This window comes from Roseovarius bejariae, from assembly GCF_009669325.1.
Taxonomy (GTDB): Bacteria; Pseudomonadota; Alphaproteobacteria; order Rhodobacterales; family Rhodobacteraceae; genus Roseovarius; species Roseovarius bejariae.
The window spans coordinates 81,817-102,254 of the sequence record NZ_SZWE01000002.1; the positions used below are offsets into that span (position 1 = coordinate 81,817).

The 20,438-nt window shown below is 63.6% G+C and carries 21 protein-coding genes and 1 riboswitch; of the genes, 10 read left to right on the top strand and 11 right to left on the bottom strand.

The genetic code is table 11. The annotated features are described in order from the left end of the window. Positions 1 to 2: 2 nt before the first annotated feature. The 8 genes from FDP25_RS14350 to FDP25_RS14385 all read right to left on the bottom strand — a co-directional run bounded on the left by FDP25_RS14350 (position 3) and on the right by FDP25_RS14385 (position 5,623). On the bottom strand, positions 3 to 485 hold the full coding sequence (locus tag FDP25_RS14350; protein ID WP_154153774.1) for a hypothetical protein: 483 nt from the start codon (positions 483 to 485) through the stop codon (positions 3 to 5). Then, entirely contained in the window at positions 482 to 646 is a 165-nt protein-coding gene (hemP, locus tag FDP25_RS14355) for a hemin uptake protein HemP (RefSeq protein WP_425500531.1), read from the bottom strand. The genes FDP25_RS14350 and hemP overlap by 4 nt, the downstream gene beginning before the upstream one ends. Positions 647 to 651: 5 nt before the next feature. Continuing rightward, entirely contained in the window at positions 652 to 822 is a 171-nt protein-coding gene (locus FDP25_RS14360) for a hypothetical protein (RefSeq protein ID WP_154153780.1), read from the bottom strand. 152 nt (positions 823 to 974) lie between these two features. Further along, on the bottom strand, positions 975 to 1,724 hold the full coding sequence (locus FDP25_RS14365; RefSeq protein WP_154153783.1) for a ChaN family lipoprotein: 750 nt from the start codon (positions 1,722 to 1,724) through the stop codon (positions 975 to 977). A 13-nt stretch (positions 1,725 to 1,737) separates the two neighbouring features. Then, positions 1,738 to 2,520 (bottom strand): heme ABC transporter ATP-binding protein, encoded by a 783-nt coding sequence (locus FDP25_RS14370; RefSeq protein ID WP_154153786.1) that lies wholly within the window; start codon positions 2,518 to 2,520, stop codon positions 1,738 to 1,740. Next, positions 2,517 to 3,584 (bottom strand): FecCD family ABC transporter permease, encoded by a 1,068-nt coding sequence (locus tag FDP25_RS14375; protein ID WP_154153789.1) that lies wholly within the window; start codon positions 3,582 to 3,584, stop codon positions 2,517 to 2,519. Before FDP25_RS14375 ends, FDP25_RS14370 begins: the two co-directional genes overlap by 4 nt. Positions 3,585 to 3,587: 3 nt before the next feature. Further along, a complete protein-coding gene (locus FDP25_RS14380; RefSeq protein ID WP_246175938.1) occupies positions 3,588 to 4,493 on the bottom strand; it encodes a heme/hemin ABC transporter substrate-binding protein in 906 nt (301 codons plus the stop codon). A 77-nt stretch (positions 4,494 to 4,570) separates the two neighbouring features. Further along, complete coding sequence (locus tag FDP25_RS14385) at positions 4,571 to 5,623, bottom strand: hemin-degrading factor (RefSeq protein WP_154153792.1); 1,053 nt, start codon at positions 5,621 to 5,623, stop codon at positions 4,571 to 4,573. A gap of 214 nt (positions 5,624 to 5,837) precedes the next feature. Between FDP25_RS14385 and FDP25_RS14390 the strand changes: the two genes are divergently transcribed. From FDP25_RS14390 to FDP25_RS14435, 10 genes are all read left to right on the top strand, one after another. Beyond that, positions 5,838 to 7,868, top strand: coding sequence for a TonB-dependent receptor domain-containing protein (locus FDP25_RS14390; RefSeq protein WP_246175939.1), 2,031 nt, complete (start codon positions 5,838 to 5,840; stop codon positions 7,866 to 7,868). A gap of 169 nt (positions 7,869 to 8,037) precedes the next feature. Then, positions 8,038 to 8,255: riboswitch (cobalamin riboswitch) on the top strand. A gap of 129 nt (positions 8,256 to 8,384) precedes the next feature. Then, positions 8,385 to 10,304 carry a TonB-dependent receptor plug domain-containing protein gene (locus tag FDP25_RS14395; protein ID WP_154153798.1) on the top strand — a complete coding sequence of 640 codons (1,920 nt, stop codon included), beginning with the start codon at positions 8,385 to 8,387 and terminating at the stop codon, positions 10,302 to 10,304. 8 nt (positions 10,305 to 10,312) lie between these two features. Then, on the top strand, positions 10,313 to 11,152 hold the full coding sequence (locus FDP25_RS14400) for an ABC transporter substrate-binding protein (protein ID WP_154153801.1): 840 nt from the start codon (positions 10,313 to 10,315) through the stop codon (positions 11,150 to 11,152). Further along, entirely contained in the window at positions 11,149 to 12,132 is a 984-nt protein-coding gene (locus FDP25_RS14405) for a FecCD family ABC transporter permease (RefSeq protein ID WP_154153803.1), read from the top strand. The genes FDP25_RS14400 and FDP25_RS14405 overlap by 4 nt, the downstream gene beginning before the upstream one ends. Next, positions 12,129 to 12,887, top strand: a complete 759-nt coding sequence (locus tag FDP25_RS14410; protein WP_154153806.1) for an ABC transporter ATP-binding protein — start codon at positions 12,129 to 12,131, stop codon at positions 12,885 to 12,887. Before FDP25_RS14405 ends, FDP25_RS14410 begins: the two co-directional genes overlap by 4 nt. Further along, positions 12,884 to 13,546, top strand: coding sequence for an adenosylcobinamide amidohydrolase (locus tag FDP25_RS14415; RefSeq protein WP_154153809.1), 663 nt, complete (start codon positions 12,884 to 12,886; stop codon positions 13,544 to 13,546). Before FDP25_RS14410 ends, FDP25_RS14415 begins: the two co-directional genes overlap by 4 nt. Before the next feature lie 102 nt (positions 13,547 to 13,648). After that, positions 13,649 to 14,473, top strand: a complete 825-nt coding sequence (locus tag FDP25_RS14420) for an ABC transporter substrate-binding protein (RefSeq protein WP_172982821.1) — start codon at positions 13,649 to 13,651, stop codon at positions 14,471 to 14,473. A 74-nt stretch (positions 14,474 to 14,547) separates the two neighbouring features. Continuing rightward, entirely contained in the window at positions 14,548 to 15,219 is a 672-nt protein-coding gene (locus FDP25_RS14425) for an amino acid ABC transporter permease (RefSeq protein ID WP_154153814.1), read from the top strand. Next, positions 15,219 to 15,956, top strand: coding sequence for an amino acid ABC transporter ATP-binding protein (locus tag FDP25_RS14430; RefSeq protein WP_154153817.1), 738 nt, complete (start codon positions 15,219 to 15,221; stop codon positions 15,954 to 15,956). The genes FDP25_RS14425 and FDP25_RS14430 overlap by 1 nt, the downstream gene beginning before the upstream one ends. After that, positions 15,953 to 16,618, top strand: coding sequence for an ABC transporter permease subunit (locus tag FDP25_RS14435; protein WP_218939986.1), 666 nt, complete (start codon positions 15,953 to 15,955; stop codon positions 16,616 to 16,618). Before FDP25_RS14430 ends, FDP25_RS14435 begins: the two co-directional genes overlap by 4 nt. Before the next feature lie 27 nt (positions 16,619 to 16,645). On the opposite strand, the gene FDP25_RS14440 is transcribed toward FDP25_RS14435, so the two are convergent. From FDP25_RS14440 to FDP25_RS14450, 3 genes are all read right to left on the bottom strand, one after another. After that, complete coding sequence (locus FDP25_RS14440; protein WP_154153820.1) at positions 16,646 to 17,212, bottom strand: hypothetical protein; 567 nt, start codon at positions 17,210 to 17,212, stop codon at positions 16,646 to 16,648. Positions 17,213 to 17,312: 100 nt separating this feature from the next. Then, positions 17,313 to 19,325, bottom strand: coding sequence for a vWA domain-containing protein (locus FDP25_RS14445; protein ID WP_154153823.1), 2,013 nt, complete (start codon positions 19,323 to 19,325; stop codon positions 17,313 to 17,315). A gap of 198 nt (positions 19,326 to 19,523) precedes the next feature. Next, positions 19,524 to 20,435 carry a LysR family transcriptional regulator gene (locus tag FDP25_RS14450; protein ID WP_154153826.1) on the bottom strand — a complete coding sequence of 304 codons (912 nt, stop codon included), beginning with the start codon at positions 20,433 to 20,435 and terminating at the stop codon, positions 19,524 to 19,526. Between the last annotated feature and the right edge of the window lie 3 nt (positions 20,436 to 20,438).

Here is a 20,438-nt window from a genome sequence, read left to right on the forward strand (position 1 = left end):
GGTCAGTGCAGGCGGCGGTTTGCGCTATGGGCGGGGCGTTGCGTTGACTGTGGCATGTGACGTGACATTCGCTGCATCGCGCGACCGACCCTTGCGGATATGAGGGCGACCTGTTCGGCTTGTCCGGCGGGAACCAGAAGGCTGGCGATCATGGTGGCCTCGGCCAGATCGCCGCGCGCGGCCTCGCGGACGAGCATCCGCAAGACGGCCTCGTCGGTGCCGATGCAGGTACAGCCGAGAGCATGGCGCACGAGAGGACGGCGGGCATTGTGGCACAGGTTGCGCAACAGGGATTCGAACTGCTGCATCTCTGCGCGTCCCTCGACCGGACCGAAGCAGCGCGCAAAGCCGTTCCAGACTTCGGCCTGACCTTCGGGGCTTTGCATCCAAAGGCGCATCGACAGGATCAGGTCGGCCTCCCACGGCGGCAGATCTGTGAGCCGACCGACCACGGCGGCGCCGGTATGGTCCGCGAGGCCGGTCATTTGGTCAGGATGAGCTTGCCCGCGCAGGTGATGCGCAGGGTGTAGGTTTGACCGTCGAGCACGATTTCGGCCTTCACGCCGTCACCGATCAGTGTGCGGGCGTCATACGTCGCGGTTTGGTCGGTGCTGTCGCGTGTGTGGGGCGGGGTCAGTTTTTGCATGAGGCTCATGTCCCGGCTCCGTCGGGAAGGGGGGAGCCGCGTTGCCGGTCGATCAGGGTTTCCAGCATGAGGCCGTCGGTTTGGGCATGGTCCATCTGTGATTGCATGAACTCGCGCCATGTGGTCGTTGTTGTGGTTTGTTTTTGCGGATGGCTTGTGGGCTCGGGTGTCGTCACGTCGATCTCCTTTCTGATGACATCCGGGCTGCCGTGTGCGGTGGCTGGGACGAGCGTGTCGGAGTGGATTCCGGTTTGTTGAATTGGGGGTCTGCCCCTTGGATACTTAAAACATACTAAAACAGTCAAGTATAATCCACCATGGGTGCAGGCTAGTTGGTTTCTAGGGTTTCGCAGGGATCGTCACGCTTGGCTTGCGGCACGATATGCAGGGTGTCGAAGGGCATGTCGGTGGCGGCCTCGACAAAGCCTGTGGAGTGGGTCGTGACCCCGGGGGCGGCCTGTGCGATCAGGGCCGGTATGCCCCAGTCGGTGCGGGCATGGCCGTTACCGGCGATGACGGCGACGGGCGGGCCGTAGGTGTCCAGTGCATTGAGTGCAGCCCGGGCGAAGACGGCATCGCGGTAGCGTTGCACGGCGACCAGTCCGGCCATCATGTCGTGCGGCATGGCCTTGCAGTGGGCGTCGAACTGGAGGTTTTCGCGCGTTGCTTGTTGATCTTCGGGCAGGGCCTTGTCCAGCCCATAGCGCGGGGCCTGCGCGCCAAAGAGGGCGGCGGGGCCTTCGGTATAGGCTGTGCGGATGGTGTCGCGCGGGGCGGCGGCGCCGATGATCCTTGCCGTGCCGAGGGCGTCGAAGATCGGCTTGTAGAGTGAGTAGTCGGGCCAGTCACTGTCTTGCCAGATCGTGGGGAGCAGGCCGGGGTTGGCCGTGGCCTGTTGTGCATCCTCGGCGGTGAGCATTTCGAAGACGACGGCGGTGGGGGCGAGGTCGCGCAGGGCGCGGGCCTGTCCACGGTGGGCATTGGCGTTGTCGTGGACCTCGCCCAGAATGACGATCTCGGCCTGCGGCCCGGCAAGGGCGGGGCTGGCGAGGCAAAGCAGCAAGGCGGTCAGGCGCATGGTGTTCTCCGGTTCAGGCGGTTGCCGCGTGGGGCAGGATGAAGGGGATGCCCACGGGCGGCGGTGCGGAGACCCGCAGGGTGCAGCCGTAGGCCCGTGACAGGGTGTCGTCGGTGAGGACCTCGGGCGGGGTACCGAAGGCGAGGCATTGCCCGGCGGACAGAACCGCGACGCGATCGGCGTAGAGGGCGGTCAGGTTGAGATCGTGCATCACGGCGATGACGCCGCCGCCGCCCTGCGCGAAATCGCGGGCGATCTGCATGACCTGCAATTGATGGGCGATGTCGAGGCTGGACACGGGTTCATCCAGCAGGAGCCAGCGTGGCTGCCCATCTTCGACGGGGCGCCAGACCTGCGCCAGAACGCGGGCCAGCATGACGCGCTGTGCCTCGCCGCCCGAGAGGTCCTGGAAGTTGCGCCCGGCATAAGAGGCCAGGCCGACACGGGCGAGGGCCTGCATGGGCACCTCGCGGCGGTCCCCGGCGGTGCCCGCTTGCAGGCCGATGTGGACGACCTCGAGCACCGTGAAGGGAAAGGCGAGGCGCGAGGCCTGTGGCAGGACGGCGCGTTGTGCGGCGAGGTCCCATGGCTTCAGCGTCGCGATGTCACGGCCATTGAGGGCGACGCGGCCCCTGTAGGGCAGGGAGGCCGTCATCGCACCGAGAAGGGTGGATTTACCCGAGCCGTTGGGGCCGACGATGGCGGTGACCTCGCCGGGGGTGGCGGTCAGGCTGACGTTGCGCAGGGCCTGATGTTGGCCATAGGCGACATGGATGTGATCGGCGCGGACTGTCATAGCTCGACCAGCCCCCGGCGTTTGAGCAGAATCCACAGGAAGACCGGCGCGCCCAGAACGGCGGTGACGATGCCGATGGGCAATTCGGCGGGGGCGATGATGACCCGTGCGATCACGTCGGCAAGAACCAGCAGGATCGCGCCCAGCAAGGCGGAATTGAGAATAAGGGGCCGGTGATCCGGGCCGGAGGCCAGCCGCAGCAGGTGCGGCACCACGATGCCGATGAAGCCGATCCCGCCCGAAACCGCGACAGCCGCGCCGGTGGCGGCGGCGACGGCCAGAATGGCGATGGATTTCATGCGCTGCACGTCGATGCCGATATGGGCCGCCGTCGCCTCGCCCAGGGCCAGCCCGTTGAGGCCGCGGCCCAGCGTCAGGGATGTGATGACGGCCAGCAGGATCATCGGCCCCGCCGCCAGGACCTTGGCCCAGCTTGCCCCGGCCAGCGACCCGAGCCCCCAGAAGGTCAGGTCGCGCAACTGCCGGTCGTCGGCGATATAGACAAGGATGCCCGAAAGCGCGCCTGCCAGTGCGCCAAGCGCGATCCCGGCCAGCAGCATGGTCGCGACGGAGGTCCGGCCGTGGCGGGTAGAAACGCGATAGAGCAGGAGGGTGGACCCCCAACCGCCGAGGAAGGCCGCGACGGGCGTCAGTTGGTTGCCGGTCAGGTCGATCAGCCACGCGGGCAGCAGGGCGCCCAGCACGATGGCGAGGATCGCGCCCAGGCCGGCCCCCGCGCCGACGCCGACGATTCCCGGATCGGCCAGCGGATTGCGAAACAACCCCTGCATCGCGGCCCCCGAAACGGCCAGCGCGGCCCCCACCAGCAGGCCCATGGCCAGACGGGGCAGGCGGATGTCCCAAAGCACCACGCGCTCCATCTGGGTCAGGGTCTCGCCCTGAGCCAGTTTGCCCAGCATGGCCGACAGGGTGACCCCGGTCGCGCCGACTTGCAGGCTGATCGCGGCGGTCAGGAGCAGTGCGGCGGCCAGTGCCCAGTGCAGGGCACGCGCGCGGCTGAGCCTGTCGGTGGCCGCTGGGGCGATGTCAGTGATTGCGGACAAGGTTCAGGCCCCTTCGTTGTAAAGAGCGTGGTTCAGGTCGCGCACGGCCTTGGCTGTGCGGGGGCCGAAGCCCAGCATCAGCAACCCGTCGATGCGCAGAACCGCGCGGTTCTGGGCGGCGGGTGTCAGTTTGATCGCGGGCATGTCGAACAATTCGTCATCGGCCATCCCATGGTCGCCGCCCCGGTCCATCATCAGGATCACATCCGGCGCGGCCATGCCGACGGCCTCGTCGGTGATCTGCTTGTAGCCGGGGAAATCGGTGATCGCGTTGACGCCGCCCGCCATGCGAATGAGCGCATCCGCCGCCGTGCCGGTGCCGCTGGCGTTGATTTTGCCGCCTTGGGTGGACAGCATGAAAAGCACGCGTTTCTTGTCACCCTCGGGGCGGGTGCTGTCCTGAATGGCCTTGGTCATCTCGCGTCCGACCCTGGCGGAGAGGGCCTTGGCGCGGGTGGGCACATCAAGCGCCTTGCCGATGATCCTGATCTTGCGCTGGATGCCTTTGGTGGTCAGGGCATTGGGCACCTCGACGAACGCCACATCCGCCGCTCGGATCACGTCGAGTGCTTCGGGCGGGCCTGCGCCTTCTTCGGACAGGATCAGGGACGGGCCGACCGAGAGCACCCCCTCGGGCGAAAGGGCCCGCATGTAGCCCACGTCCGGCAGGTTGGTCACCTCGGGAGGATAGCTTGAGGTCGTATCCCGCGCTTTCAGGCGGTGCCCCTGACCAAGGGTCGCGACGATTTCGGTGACCGAACCGCCGATGGAAAGCACATCGGCATGTGGGTTGGCGGGCTGTGCCGATTGTTCGGCGCTGACGGCGATGGCAAGGCAGGCCCCGATCATCGAGGTCCAGATGGCGGCAAAGCCACCACGCCCACCACAGGTTTTCAATTTCCCAAACATGGTTGAATCTCCTTCGGTCCGCGCCTTGCCTCTACGGTCAGCCCGGGGCAGGTGCAGGGGGGATCAAGGGTGTGGTTTCAGGCGGGGACCGCCGCGAGGGAGGGCAGCGCCGCAACCAGCTTGCCCCAAGCGGGGCGCGAATCCCGGCCTTCCTTGCCAAGGCCAAAGGTCTGGAAGATCAACCCGCCCTCGGCGTCGAAGGCTTCGACCGAGATGGCCGGGCCGCGTTGCGTGGGTTTTTCGACGGCCCAGACCTCGGCCACGGTATCGAGGCGCAGGTGCAGGTTGAAGCCCGGGTCCATGACGTTCTGCCAGGGGCCCATCGGGCGCAGGGTATGAACGGGGCCGTTGTGGATCTGGATGCAGCCGCGATTGCCGACGAAGATCATCACCTCGATCCCGGCATCGCGCACGGCATGGAGCATCGCATCCGCCGCAGTCGGGTCAAGCTGGCGTACGAATGGCTCCCCCGCGATCCGATAGGCGCCGAGGCGGTTCATCCTGAGCTTGGAACACAGGCGCAGGAACTGGTGCGTGTCGGTCAGCTTGGTCCACTCGTCGCGCAGGGCATCCGCCTTGTCGGGGCGCGATTTCGGGGCCTCGGTGGGTTTGCGCGGCTCGACCGTTTGACCCTCGGATTGATCGGCCTCGGCCAGGTCGGCGACCACCTGTGCCCATGCCGCATGTCGCGAGGCCTCTCGCAGGTGAATCTTGTGCACCGCGTCGCCCGCCGCATCGAAGATTTGCAGCGAGCGACGCAGGCCCTGCTCGGACTCGGTTTCGACGGCATAGGCATGGACCCAGTGCGACGGGAAAATGCGCAGGTCGATCTGTTCCGTCAGGGTCATCGCGGCGTGTTGGCCGGGGTGATAGTTGCCGTATTCGCCTGTTTTCTCGTGTACGCAATCGCCAACGCGGGTCAGGGCCATCACCTCGCCCAGCTGTTCGGCGGCGGGAATGATGCGGTCGGGGTGGGCGGCGATACGTGTGGCCCCATGCCCGATCTGGGCGGCCACGAGTTGAGCCTCGGCAATGCCGAGCTTCCCGGCAGCGTCACGGGCGCGCAGTTTGGGGGTTTCGGCAAGGAAGGCGCGAATGGTGTCAGGTGATGGCGTTGGGCGCTCGGTCATGGGGCATCCTCGGAGGTTGAAGCGGTCCGATGGCTGCGCCCGAAACGATCCGGTGCGTGGCTTTCGTAAATTACTTGACTGTTTTAGTCTGATACGATTAACGCTGCAACCCGTTGCGATAAGATTCATCGCCAAATCATGAAATTGCCGCGCCAGCCTTTTGCAAGCTACGGCCTGAACATACAAAAGGATGGCGCAAATGCTTACCTCTGTGATGCGCGGAACAACCGCGCTTGTCTGCCTGTCACTGGCCGTGCCAGTGAGTGCGCAGGACGACCCGGGTTTCCTTGGAACGCTGGTTTTGACCGGCGGAAAGCGGGACCTGACCTTTGGCACGGCCCTGCCGCGGACCGTGGTCGGCGAAGAAGAAATCCAAGACCGACAAGCCAGTACGGTGGCGCAGGTGATCGATTCGGTCCCCGGTGTGACGCTGGTCAATGGGACGACGCCGCAAGGCTCGGGGATCAACATCCGTGGTTTCGGGGCGAATACAACCTATGGCTCGGATCAGAAGATCGCGATTCAGATCGACGGGGCGAGTCTCGGGTCGGAGGAACTCTATCGTATCGGGACGCAGCTTTTCACCGATCCGCTGCTTTACAAGAATGTTGAAGTGATCCGCGGCACCATTGGCAGTTTTGCCTATGGGTCGGGGATTGTCGGCGGTGTCGTGAAGCTGGAGACCAAGAATGCCAGCGATTTTACCGGCGGTGTGCCGGGGTTCGGTGGATCGCAGACGTTCGAATATAGTTCGAACGGGGATGGCTGGGTCAGTTCCACGAACCTTGCCTGGATGCCGGTGGAGGGGGCCGAGTTCCTGCTCAACTACAGCTGGCGGGAACAGGGGGATCTGAAAGCCGGTGACGGGACGACCATCGGAAACAGTTCGTTTGAAACCCCGTCTTTCCTGGCCAAGGGAAAGTTCACCTTCGGACAGGACGATGCCTATTCGCTGACATTCAGCCATTCGCAGACCGAGGCCGACGACAAGGACGTGCCCTATGACCAGTTCCAGACGACAGCGGGGAATTTCGGCCGGGTGGATCGCCTGACCGATACCAAGCAAACCTCGCTTGAGTATCGGTTCAACCCAGCGAATGACCTGATCGACCTGCGCGCCAACCTGTCTTATGCCGATCAGAAAATCGATACCGACTATATCGACGGCAGTTCGCCGTTTCAGGGCGGGATGTCCGTTGCGGCCTTTTGCGCCGATCCGTTTTTTGGCGTGATCTGTGCCGACAACCGGTATGAAACGACCAAGTTGACCATTTCCAACCGGGCGCTGTTTGATAGCGGGCGCGTTGCGCATGACATGCTGGCCGGGGTCGAGGGTATTCGCAAGGACCGGCTCAATGCCGCCAGTGCGCCGGGCGGGACCGACCGGCGTTTCGCGGTCTTCATGGTCGATGAAATGACCATCGGGCAATTCACCGTGACCCCCGCGCTGCGCTATGAAAATTCCCGTATCGAAAGTGCCGTTCCATTGGCGGGGGTGCCTGACAGCTATGACTCGGATGCTTTGATGGGGGGGCTGGCGGTGGCCTATGATTTCGGCAATGGCCTGTCGGTCTTCGGCAGCGGGGCCTATACCGAGGGCCTGCCGCTTATCGACGATCTTTCGGCCTCGGGCACCTCGCAGCGGCGTTTGGCGATGACCGAAAAATCGCACACCTTCGAAGTCGGGGCGGAATACAGCGGGACGGGTGTATTCGCACCGGGTGACAGCCTCACGATGCGTGGCAATCTGTATCAGACAAAGCTGTGGGACATTACCAGCTATACCGTGGCCGGGTCGACAGGGACCGATCTTGATGGTGTGACATCCGAGGGGATCGAGCTTGAGGCCTCATACGGTTTGGCGAATGGGTTTTACGCCGATCTGGCCGGGCACTTGGGCGAGGGGACGGAATATGCCCCGTCCGGGGCCTCGGCGACATGGCGCAACAGCCCGGCGGACCGGGTGCAGTTGACCCTTGGCAAGAAGTGGAACGATCATCTCGATCTGAGCTGGGAAGTCGTTCACACGACGGACAAGCGCGATGCGCTGGGCGCGGGCCTGCCCGACAGCACGGTGCATAACCTGCGCGCCACGTGGCGGCCCAAGCATGACTGGTTGACGGAAACCGAGGTGCGTTTCGGGATCGAGAACCTGTTGGACGAGGATTACGTCAGCCACCTGTCATCGCCCAGCCGCAAGGCCCCCGGGCGGACCTTCAAGGTTTCACTGACGAAAGCCTTCTGAAACCGTGCGCCGGGGCAGTGGCCCCGGCCTCTGTTCCTGATAGCCCGAGGTCTGGATGCGCCTCGGGTTATGCCCGTATCCTCCGTGAGATTTGTGGCTGATCGGCACCGCCTTGGGTGGGCCTTGGGTGTAAGCGCAATTCATCCTTTCCAGAACCATCATCTTGCGCTACGAGCCGAGTCGCTTCGGTCCGGGCGGTACGCCGTTCGGATAATAGGGAACACGGTGCGGTGTCATCTTTGAACGCCAATTCCGTGACTGCCCCCGCAACTGTAGGCGGTGAGTGAAGCCGGACCAATGTCACTGCCATGCCGGACAGCATGGTGGGAAGACCCGGCCAAGCCTCGACCCGCAAGTCAGGAGACCTACCGAAGTGATCACCCTGTCCGGACGCGGGGCGCGTCATGGGCAACGGACCTTCCGTAGTGGTGGCAATTTCACCGTTTGCGGGAGGGTGTGACCTCCTCAGACATCAAAAGGTTTTCGCGCTGCGGCGCGGGATGGAGGGGACAGAACATGACACGTACAATCGTGGCGGGGCTTTGCGCATCGACCGTCATATTAACTCAAGCGGCCTCGGCAGAGGAGGTGATGGACCTTGGGTCGATCATCATATCGGGGGGGCTGACCCCGATCGAATCTGAGAACTATGGCCGGTCGGTCTCGGTGCTGACGTCCGAGGACATCGAGGCACGCGGGATCAAGACGGTGCAGAACGCCCTGCGGCAGCTTCCGGGTGTTTCGGTCACCTCGACCGGCGCATCCTATACCACGGCAAGCATCCGGGGCGGGGACAGCAACCACTTCGTATTGCTGGTGGATGGTGTCGATATGACCAACGTGAATGGTGGCACGGTGCCGTTCCGGGGGATCGCCGTTCAGAACATCGAGCGGATCGAGGTTTTGCGCGGCCCGCAATCGGCGCTTTACGGCAGCAACGCGATGACCGGGGTGATCTCGATCACCACGAAACGGGCCGACGCGCCCGGCACGTCTTATGGCGGGAGTGTCGAGGTCGGGTCGAACAAGACGCTGAATTCCAACCTTTTCATCCGCCAGCAGGGGCAACGTGGCGATCTGAGCTTTGCCGTTACGCGCAACAAGACGGATGGCGAGGATGGCTCGCGCTATGACGGGGGCGATACCGAGGGCCTTGAAAGCCTGACGATTGACCTGTCCGGTCGCTACGAGGTGACCGATGGCGTGACCGCGGGCTTTACCTTTCGCAACGAGCAGCAGGATTACGACAGCGAGGACACCAAGCCATTTTTCGCGCCGCCGCTTGCCTCGCCGCTGTTTTACCAGGTGGAAAGCCCGCAGAATGGTGAGCGCGACGTGACCCTCGGGTCGCTCTGGGTCGAGGTGGGCGACGAGGACGAACGCGTGAAGCACCGGGTCAGCCTTTCGGGGTCGGACGTCAGGGAAGTGTCGCGCGACAGCCTGTATTTCGCGGATTTCAATAGCAAGGGAACGGATGTCAGCCTTCAGTATACTGGTAGTTTGGCGCTGGACGGGGCGTCGCTTGCGGCGACGAACCACCGTTTGAACTTTGTCGCCGAGGCGCAGGAACTGACCTATGCGTCCAGTTTCAACCCCGGCGGAAGCTACACCCGCGAGACCCAGTCGCTGGCGACGGAGTATCGCGCCGCGTTGGGCCGCGGGTTTGACCTGCAACTTGGCCTGCGTCATGACTTCAACGATGTTTTCAAGGATGCGACGACGTGGAATGCATCCCTGTCCTATCAACTGCCCGAAACCGATGTCCGCTTGCGCGGGGCGATTGGCAGTGCTGTCGTCAACCCGACCATGACCGAGCTTTATGGCTTCGTTCCCGGCAGCTATTCGGGCAATCCCAACCTGAAGCCCGAGGAAAGCCAGGCGATCGAGTTGGGCGCGGATGTGGGCCTTGGTGGCATGGGGATGCTGAGTGTGACGGCCTTTTGGTCGGAGGTCACCGATACGATTGCCGGAAGTGGCATGACATCCGTGAACCTGCCCGGAACCAGCAAGATCGACGGGATCGAGATCGAGGCCTCGATCGAGCCGGTGGCGGGCCTGTCGCTGACCGGAGGGTATACTTATCTGGATGCGCGCGACTCCACGGGGGCGCGGCTGCAAGGGCGGCCTGAACACGAGGTCACGCTGTCGGCCATTGCCGATGCCTTTGGTGGCCGTGGCACCGTGGGCCTTGGCCTGCGGCATGTCTCGGGGTCGGTCGCGCAGCAGTTCTTTGCTGGCAGCGGCTTTGCCACCCCTGCGCCCTTGGCCGAACTGCCATCCTTCACCACGGTGGACCTGTCAGCCGATTACATGATCTCGGATGGGGTCGTGCTGAACGCTCGGATCACGAACCTGACGGATGAGACCTATCAGGAGGCTTGGGGCTACTACGGCAATGGTCGCGAGGCCTTTGTCGGACTCAGCGCCGAGTGGTAGTCTGAATCATGCGCCGGGTGTTCGCATATCTCGTGGCGGCCCTGCTTTTCGGCGGGGCTGTGAACGCGGGGGAGGCCGCGCCCGGGCGTGTCGTTTCGATCAACCTGTGTACCGACCAACTGGCGATGCTTCTGGCCGAAGAGGGGCAGCTTTTGTCGGTCAGTCATATCGCGCAGGACAGGCGCGTTTCGGCCATGGCGCAAGAGGCGGATCGCTATGTGATCAACTACGGGCTGGCCGAAGAGATTTACCTGTTGCAGCCCGACCTTGTGCTTGCCGGTGCCTTTACGCCGCGTGCGACGGTCGAGATGCTGCGTCGGTTGAGCATCCCGGTGGCGGAATTCGCGCCGTCGAATACCATGGAGGATGTCAGGGCACGGATCACCCGTATGGGGGAGGTCCTGCACCGGCAAGGGGCCGCGCGGCAGGTGGTCAGGGATTTCGATGCACGGCTGGCGCGGTTGACCACCGAGGTAGAGCGGCGCCCGCGGGCGATCCTTTACCATGCCAATGGCTATACCTCGGGGGACAGCACGCTTGCCGGGCAGATTTTGCTGGCGGCGGGGTTTGCCAATTCGGCGGAGGAAACGGGATACGCCGCCGGGCGGAAACTGCCGCTGGAAGTCTTGGCAGTGACCGACCCCGAAATCGTGATCACCGCCGAATCCTATCCCGGGGCCTCGCGATCCGAGGCCATTCTGGACCATCCGGTCGTGCGGGCCATGCGGGAGGGCCGGGGCACGGCGGCGATGACGGATCAGGATTGGGTTTGTGGCACGCCCTATGTCCTGCGCGCGATCGATGCGCTTGCAGCGGAGCGTGACAAGCTGACGGGAGGCGCGCAATGACCCGTCTGGCCGTGGCCTTGATCCTGCTCGTCGGCGGGTTGTTCGTGGTGTCGATGCTGACAGGACCGGCCAATCTTGGCGTGGCCGAAAGCATGGCGGCGCTGGTCCACGGGGGCGATGGGCCCTTGGCGCTTGTCATGCGTGAAATACGCCTGCCCCGGGCCGTTCTGGCGGTGATGATCGGGGCCAGTCTGGGGCTGTCGGGGGCGGCGATGCAGGGCTATCTGCGCAACCCGCTGGCCGAGCCGGGGCTGATCGGCGTGTCGGGATCGGCGGCCTTGGGCGCGGTGATTGCCTTGCAAACGGGGCTTGCGGCCTCCTTCGCGCTGGGCTTGCCGCTTGCGGCCTTGCTCGGGGCGTTGATTGCCGTATTGCTTGTCATGGTGCTGGCCGGTCCGCGGGGCAGTTCGCTGACCCTGATCCTTGCCGGGATTGCGGTCTCCGCCCTCGCGGCGGCGCTGACGTCACTGGTGCTGAACCTGTCGCCCAACCCCTTTGCGGCAAGCGAGGTGGTGTTCTGGATGATGGGATCACTGGCGGATCGGTCGATGAAGCATGTCTGGCTGGCCTTACCCTTCATGATGGTGGGCTGGGTGCTGCTGGGGCGGCTGGGCCGGGGGCTGGATGCCCTGACGCTGGGCGAGGATGCAGCACAGGCCATGGGCATCCGGGTTGAGCGCCTTCGGTTGCACCTGATCCTTGGCACGGCCTGTGTCGTGGGGGCGGGCACGGCGGTGGCGGGGGCCATCGGCTTCGTCGGGCTCGTGGTGCCGCATATCCTGCGCCCGCTGGTGGGGGCGCATCCCTCGCGGCTTCTGTGGGCTTCGGCGCTTGGCGGGGCGGCGATGGTCTTGGCCGCCGATATTGCCGTGCGGGTCGTTTTGCCGACGCGGGATCTGAAGCTGGGGGTGCTGACGGCGCTTGTGGGGGCGCCCTTGTTCCTGCATCTCATCCTGAAGCTGCGGAGGGAGCGGATTTGACACGTTTGAACCTGACGGATTTTGCCGTCCGCCTGCGGGGGCGGGATATATTCCGCGATGTGAGCTTCAGCATCGGCGAGGGTGAGTTCGTTGGCCTGATCGGCCCCAATGGGGCGGGCAAGACCACGTTGATGCGGGCCGCGCTTGGGCTTTTGCCCTTCGAGGGGCACAGCTCGCTGGCGGCCTGTTCCGAGGGCGAGCGCGCGCAACAGGCGGCATGGATGCCGCAGGCTCGCGAAATCGCATGGCCGGTGACCGTGGAAACCGTGGTGATGCTGGGCCGGACGCCTTATCTGTCCTCGTTGCAACAGGCCAAGGCAGAGGACCATGCGAAAGTGGATGCGGCCCTTGAGCAGATGGAGTTGACCGGGATGCGGCAACGGTCGGCCACCTACCTGTCAGGGGGGGAGCAGGCCCGGGTGTTGATCGCGCGGGCCCTGGCGCAGGACACGCCGCTTTTGTTGGCGGATGAACCCATTGCCGGATTGGACCCGGCGCATCAGATCGCGACCATGGAGACCTTTGCCGCCTTGGCAGCGCAGGGGAAATCCTCGCTTGTGTCGTTGCATGATCTGGGGCTGGCGGTGCGGCATTGTTCGCGCCTGTTGCTTCTGGGCGATGGCGGGCTTGTCGCCGATGGTCCGCCCGAGGAGGTTCTGACCCCTGACCGCCTTGCGCGGGTCTTCGGCATTTCCGCATGGTTCGGGCAGACCGACAAGGGCCCGGTATATCAACCGCTGGAGGTGATCCGATGAGCGCGGTGGCCTTGGATCGGCCATGGCTTACGTTTGATCTGGGCCGGGAAATGCCGGTGCTGAGTTGGGCGGTGAACCGTCCGGGGCTTGTCGAGGCGCGGCGCATCCTGTGGCGCGAGGTGCGCAACGCTGATCTGCCCGCCGATCTGGATGTGGACGGCTGGCTGAACGCCGAGTTGCACGAGCGCGGGGCGACCGATGCCGTGACCTTCCTGACCTCGCGGGACATCCGGTTTTTCACCGAACGTCGCGTGCGGGCAGGGGATGTTGCCGCTCATGCCGTGGCAACGGTCGGGTTTTCCAACGCCGAGCGGATTGGCCACAGGGTTGACCGGACCGGCAAGGATTGGGGCACGATCAACGTGGCGCTGCATCTGGATGCCCCGATGACCGAGGCGGCCTTGCTGGAAAGCATGAGCATTGTCGTACAGGCGCGGACCGCGGCGGTGATGGATGCGCGGTTGCGGCTTCCTGTCGGGATTGCCACGGGCACTGGCACCGATTGCGTGGCGGTCGCGGCACCGCGTGGGGGGCAGCGTTATGCCGGGTTGCATACCGAAATCGGCGAGGCCGCTGGCCGTGCCGTGTATGATGCCGTGCTTGAGGGCGCCCGCGACTGGATGGCCAGCAACCGCGAGGTGGAGGCCGCCACCTCTTGAGGTGGCTAGGCCGTTTTCAGATTTTTTGATCAAATGGTTGAACTCTCGGCGGGGGCATGGTTGTTTCGCCCTATTCAGCAAAAATTAACAGGGAGAAAAACCATGATGCCTCGTTACTTGATTGCCGCCGTCACGGCGGGCCTCGTTTCGACCAGTATGGCGCAGGCCCAGGATGCCTATGTCGCCGGGGTCGAAGCCTCGTTCCCGCCTTGGGCCTATGTGGAAGAGGGCGAATTCAAGGGGATCGCCATCGACGCGATGCGCGCGATTGCCGAAGATCAGGGACTGGATGTCGAATTTCGCGATATGCCGTGGCCCTCGCTGGTGCCTGCGCTGGCGCAGGGGCGGATCGACCTTCTGGTGACCGGGCTGAACGTGACCCCCGAGCGCGCCGAAGTTCTGGATTTCTCGATCCCGTGGTGGGAAAACGACGACGAGATTCTCGTTGCCTCGGACTCGGGCAAGAACATGATCGACGTGCTGTGCTGTGGGGCGACCATCGGTGCGCAGGGCGGGGCCACGCAATATCAGTGGCTTGAGGAAAACCTTGTCAATCGTGAGGGCGTGGACGTGACGCTGCGCGGCTACGAGGATTATGTCGTTGCCATCGAGGATATGCTGGCCGGGCGCACCGATGCCGTGGTCACCTCGACCGACACGGCCGAGGAATTCATCTCGAACGGTCGTCCGGTGACCATCGTCGGCACCATTCAGCAGAACCAGCCGCAGGCGCTGGCCGTGCAGGAAGGCGACCCCAACGAGTTGCTGGCCAGCCTGAATCGCGGGATCCTCAACATCTATGCCAGCGGTCAGTGGGAAGAGATCGTGCACGAATACTCGCCGCAGGCCTCGATCCGGGCGATCCCGACGGCGATGCCGGATTACGTGGATTCCTATCAGGAGCCTATTCCGGGCTATTCCGAGTAATCGCCACCGTGCGATTTTTTCGCCGGGCTGCGTGAAGGCGTGGCCCGGCTGTTTCACGGGTGCGGGTCGGGCCTATGATCGTCGAAATCATCATCAATCACATTCCCTATCTTCTGGATGGGCTGTGGGTCGCTATTCAACTGTTGGTGTGCCTGTTGGCCATCGGCTTCGTCTTTGGCCTGCTTCTGGCGCTGGCCGAGATTTACGGGCACTGGACGCTGCGCGCCTTTGGCATGGCCTTCGAACGGGTGTTTCGTGGCATTCCCGAACTTGTGCTGATCCTGATGTGTTTTTATGGCGTCGGGAACTGGTTCCCGATCGAGCCGTTCCCGGCGGCTGTTCTGGCACTTGGGTTACGATCCACCGCCTATCAGTCGCAGATTTTCCGCGGGGTCATACAGGCGGTGCCCAAGGGACAGATCGCCGCCGCCCGCGCCATCGGCATGTCGGGTGTGCAGGCGGTGCGCTACGTGGTCTTGCCACAAGCCCTGCGGCAGATGCCGGGGCCGTGGTCGAATGAATTTTCCAGCGAACTCAAGGCGACGTCGCTGGCCTATGTGATCGGTGTGGTCGAGCTGACGCGGCAGGGGCGGTACATCATTTCCAGCACGCAGGGCAATATCCTGATCGTCTTTGCCGTCGTGGCGCTGATGTATTTCGTGGTCAATTGGCTGGGCAACCGTGTGCTGTACCGCGCCGAAAGGGCGCTGGAGATTCCCGGACTCGAACGGAGGGAGAGTGACTGATGCTGCTCGACGTTAAGAACATTCACAAGAAATACGGTGAGGTCGAGGTGCTGAAAGGTGTCTCCCTGACACTGGCGCGCGGCGAGACCAAGGTCATCATGGGGCCGTCGGGCACCGGGAAATCCACCTTGCTGCGCTGTATCAACCGCCTGAGCCCGCCAACCTCGGGCGAGGTGTTTCTGGATGGTGAGTTGATATGCGATGCCAATATCAACGAGATGCGCCAGAAGGTGGCCTTCGTGTTTCAGGATTTCAACCTGTTCCTGCACCTCAGCGCGCTTGATAACGTTGCCATGGGGCCGATGCGCCTGAAGGGGATGAAACGGGCCGAGGCGCGGGAGTTGGCCATGCAGGAATTGCAACGCGTGGGCATGCAGAACCATGCCGCGTCCTATCCCGCGCAACTGTCGGGCGGACAGCAGCAGCGCGTGTCGATTGCCCGCGCCCTTGCGATGAAACCCGAGGTCATCCTGTTCGACGAGCCGACCTCGGCGCTTGATCCCGAACTGACGGGTGAGGTGGTCACGGTCATGCAGAAACTGGCGGCGGACGGGATCACGATGTTGGTTGTCAGCCACGAGATCGGGTTCGCCCGCCGGGCTGCGGATGCCATTATTTTCATGGAGGGCGGCCATGTGATCGAGGAAGGCGCGCCCGAGCAGATCATCGGCGCCCCAAGGCAGGACCGCACCCGCGAGTTCCTGAACATGATCGCGGAAGAGGGGCAGATATCGTGAGTGAATTCATCGCCTTTGCCGCCGAACACCTGCCGACGATCCTGTCGGCCCTGCCGATCACGCTTGGCATGTGGGTGCTGGCGATCATCATCGGCGCGGCACTTGGCCTGTTGCTGGCAACGGGGCGGCTTTACGGGGGGCGTATCACATATGCCCTTGCGACCACCTATGTCGAGGTGTTTCGCGGGACGCCGATGTTGGTGCAGATGTTCTTTATCTATCTCGGCCTGCCCGAGGTCGGTATCGTTCTGAACCCGTTCACAGCCGCCGTGATTGCCATTGGCTTGAATTCGGCGGCCTATCAGGCCGAGTATTTCCGCGGCGCGGTGCGATCCATCCCGCAGGGGCAGATGGCCGCCGCCCGGGCCATCGGCATGACCCGCCTTCAGGCGCTGCGCAACGTGTTGTTGCCACAGGCCCTGCGCCGGGTCATTCCACAGTGGTCCAACGAGGCGATCCTCGAGTTGAAATACACCTCGATCGCCTATGCCATCGGGGTCAGCGAAATGACATCGAAGGCCGAGCAGATCGGTTACAAGACCTTTCATTTCTTCGAGGTCTTCCTTCTGGTGGCCATTGTCTATGTCGTGTTGACGGGCATCGTTGCACAGCTTTTGCATGTTCTGGAACAACGCACGTCCATTCCCGGCGTGAACCGCTGATTTTCCGGTGTCGGGGCCTGTACGGGGTTACCGTTCGAGGGCGATCGAGCGGAGACCACTGATCGGATACGGCGTGCCGATCGCGGTGAACTCCCACAGCCCGATAAGCCAGCCAGCCTCCAGCACCACCAGACGAAACGTGTTGTCGATGTCATAGCCGTCTTGCGATTGCGTCCGGAACTGCGCGGAGAGTGCTGGCAGGTCTTCAAGGTCGCATGCCAGGACAAGCTCCAACTCGGGGTTGGCCAATTCGAAGTCTGGCGCGCGCGACAGATCCCAATCCTTTCCGTCGTTCGCCATGGTTTGTGTCAAGTGGATCGCTGGTAACTCTGGCAGGCCTGTAAGAAGCAGGTCGGACGGGGCATCCGCATTGGTCGTCAGAACCGCCGGGACCTCTCCGCCCTTGTCCGGCGACATGGGCTGCCCGTTGACGCGCAGGGCCAGCGAGCCGGTCGAAAAGGTGTAATCCCCGGTCAGGTCCGCGGGAACCACGTGGCCAAGACAGAGCGGTGGCATGTCCTCGTATAGTTCCGCCTGTGCCATGCCCGCCAACGGGAACATCGAAAGCGCAAGTGCCAAAGCTTTTAGTTTCATCAATAAAATTCCTTCAATTGTATTCCACGGATCGCCCGCAGAATCGCGCGGGCGACCCCCGCCGCGTCGTAAGGCGCGGCGGGAGGTGTCCTTTCCCTTGCTATTTGACCTCGATGGGCGCGCGGCTCAGCACCTTTTGCCCGGCCACGTCGAGGAAGCGCAGTTCGTACTGGCCGGGCTCTTCGGGTAGGGTCAGGCTGATCGGTGGCGGGCCGTCGATCTTGTGCGCGACGATCCAGGTGAAGATCGGCTGGTTGCCCTTTGCAAGGGTGATGCGCTGATCGGCGCTTTCCCCGTCCACGGACCAGGAAACCTCGATCGTGGCCCCGGCCGTGGCGCTGTCCGGGGCCTGCAACTGAGCCCCGGTGGAAAGCTGCGCATCCTTTGACAGTACTTCGAGACTGTGCCGTGCCATCACGCGTTTGCCTTCGTTCAGGACATAGCGCAGTTCATAGAGGCCGGTCGCCTCGGGGGCGGTCAGCTTGGCCTTGGCGTGGTCGCCGACGCGCTTGTAGTCGCCACTGTCCTGATCGGGGGTGCCCATGGGGACGATTGTGACGTAGTCGCGGGGATGGACCGCGCCGGTCCATTCGGCCAAGACCTCATCCCCGGCGCGGACTTGGTCGGGGCCACTGACGGTGACCTCGGGTTCGGTGACCTCGATGGGCGCGCGGGCCATGACCTTGGCGCCTTCCTTGAGCATGTAGCGCAGCTCGTAAAGGCCCGGTTCGGCGGGGGCGACGAGGCTGTCTTTCTGGTGATCGCCGACGCGGAAATAGCTTGCGTATTGGCCGTCCTCGGTGCCCATGGGGACGATGGTGACGTAGTCGCGGGGGTGGACCGCGCCGGTCCATGTGACATCGAAGCTGGCGCCGGTCATCGCGGTTTCCGGGCCGCTGACGGTGACCTCGGGTTCGGTCACCTCGATGGGCGCGCGGGCCATGACCTTGGCGCCTTCCTTGAGCATGTAGCGCAGCTCGTAAAGGCCCGGTTCGGCGGGGGCGACGAGGCTGTCTTTCTGGTGATCCCCGACGCGGAAGTAGCTTGCGTATTTGCCGTCCTCGGTGCCCATGGGGACGATGGTGACGTAGTCGCGGGGGTGGACCGCGCCGGTCCATGTGACATCGAAGCTGGCGCCGGTCACCGCGGTTTCGGGGCCGCTGACGGTGACCTCGGCGGGAACCACCTCGACCGGAGTGCTGCCTGCGGTGGTGCCGGTGTCTTTCAGCATGTAGCGCAGGTCATAGAGGCCGGTTTCGGCGGGGGCCACGAGGCTGCCTGCGGTGTCGTCCTGAACCCGGATATAGCTTTCATAGGTGCCATCCTCGGCACCCATCGGCACGATGGTCACGTAATCGCGCGGGTTGTCGCCTGCCGGATTCCAAGAAAACTCGAAGGCGGCCCCTTGGGTTACGCTTTCGGGGGCGGTCAGGGTGAATTGCGGTTCAGGTTCGGGCTCAGGCTCAGGTGCGGGGGCGCTTTGGGCCACGGCGGCGCCGACCGTGCTCAGGGCCGCGCCCAGTTCGGCGGCATCGGCAGCGGCGATGTATTGGCCGCCGGTCTGATCCGCGATGCAGGCCAGCGAGCGCGTGTCTTCATTCGCGCCAAGGCCGAAGCCCACGACATGGGCGGTGAAATCCACGCCGCGCCGTTCGAGATCGCCGGCCAGTGCGCAGGGGTCGCGCTGACAGCTTTCGACACCGTCGGAAATCAGGACCACGGTGGCCGGGCGGTCGCGGAATGACAGCGTTTCGGCGGCTTGTGCGACCGCGTCGGTGAGTGGGGTTTTGCCCGTGGGTGTGATCTTGGCGATCTCATCCAGAAATGTGGAACGGTCCAGTGGGGCAGGGGGCAAGACCACTTCGATGTCGCTGCAATCGCCGCGGCGGCGGTGGCCATAGGCCATCAGCCCGACGTTCGCCGTCGGCTCCAGCTCGGCGGTGAGGTTGCCGATCACGTCGCGCGCGATTTCGATTTTCGCGGTCCCGTCAATCTGGCCCCACATCGAATTGGAGCCATCGAAAACCACCATGACATCATCAGCCGCCAGAGCGGGCGCTGCGGTGACGGCGGCGCTGAACGAGGTCAGAAGTATCTGAAAGGCTTTGCGCATGGGATATGTCCTTGCTTGATACAAAAAGGGTGTGTCGTGTGTCTCCGTATGGGCAGGTCGGATCGTTGCGCGCGTCCGCAACCCGATACCCCGCCGCCTTTGATTGCGATCATGCTAGCGTTTTAAAGCCTTGCCGTCATGGGGGCATTCGAAGTTTGTTCCGTCATGCCCCGCGGGAGGACGTGGCGCTTGCCCGTGTCACCGGAGGTTTTGCGCGTCATTGCCCGGCTGCATCAGGTCCTGGGCGCAGTTGATTATATAGCCTTCCAGAAGTTGCGCAGCGGGGGACAGGGTGACATCCGCCTTTCGCAGAAGGTGGATTTGCCGCTTGGCGGTCGGGTCGGTGAGGGGGCGGAACGTCAGGTCATTGGACTGTAAGGCCCGAACCGCCATTTCCGGCAGGATGGTGATGCCGATGCCGGTTCGGACCATTGCCATGATCGAGGTCAGGTTTTGCGCCGTGAGCAGGGCCTTTCCGTGCAGCGCGCGTGAGGGCTCGGCGTTGATCCCGGCCGACAGGCTGTTGGCGATCAGCCGCTCGTTTTCCAGCATCTCCCAATTCACCGGTTCGGTACAGCGGGCGAGCGGGTGATCCGATGTGCAGATCACGCCGAACCTGTCCGACATGAGAAGCCGACTGTGAAGGCCAAGGTCGTTTTCGCCCAGGGTGGCGATGCCGATGTCCACGCGATTGCGTGATAATTCATGCAAGATTGAACTGGAGTCCATGTCGCGAAGTTCGATGTCCACGGCATTGAACGCATTGATATGGCGAGAAAAAACCTGTGGTATGATCGAACCTGCAACGGAAGGCACGGCGGCGACGCGGACATGGCCGTGGCTGGCGCGGGCGAAGCCTTCAATGGCTCTCACGGTGTTGTCGAATTGCTCCAACTCGCGTTCGGCCTGTTCGAGGGTGAACTCTCCTAATGCGGTCAGTTTGTTCTTGCGGTCGGTTTCGAACAATGGCTCGCCAAGGTGGTTTTCCAGTTGTTTGAGCATCATCGAAACGGCCGAGGGGGTGCGCCCCAAAGCGCTGGCTGCGTCGCTCAGATTGCCGCTGCGTGCGACGGTCGCAAAGCCTCGGAGCATTTCGATTTTCAGGGCCATGGG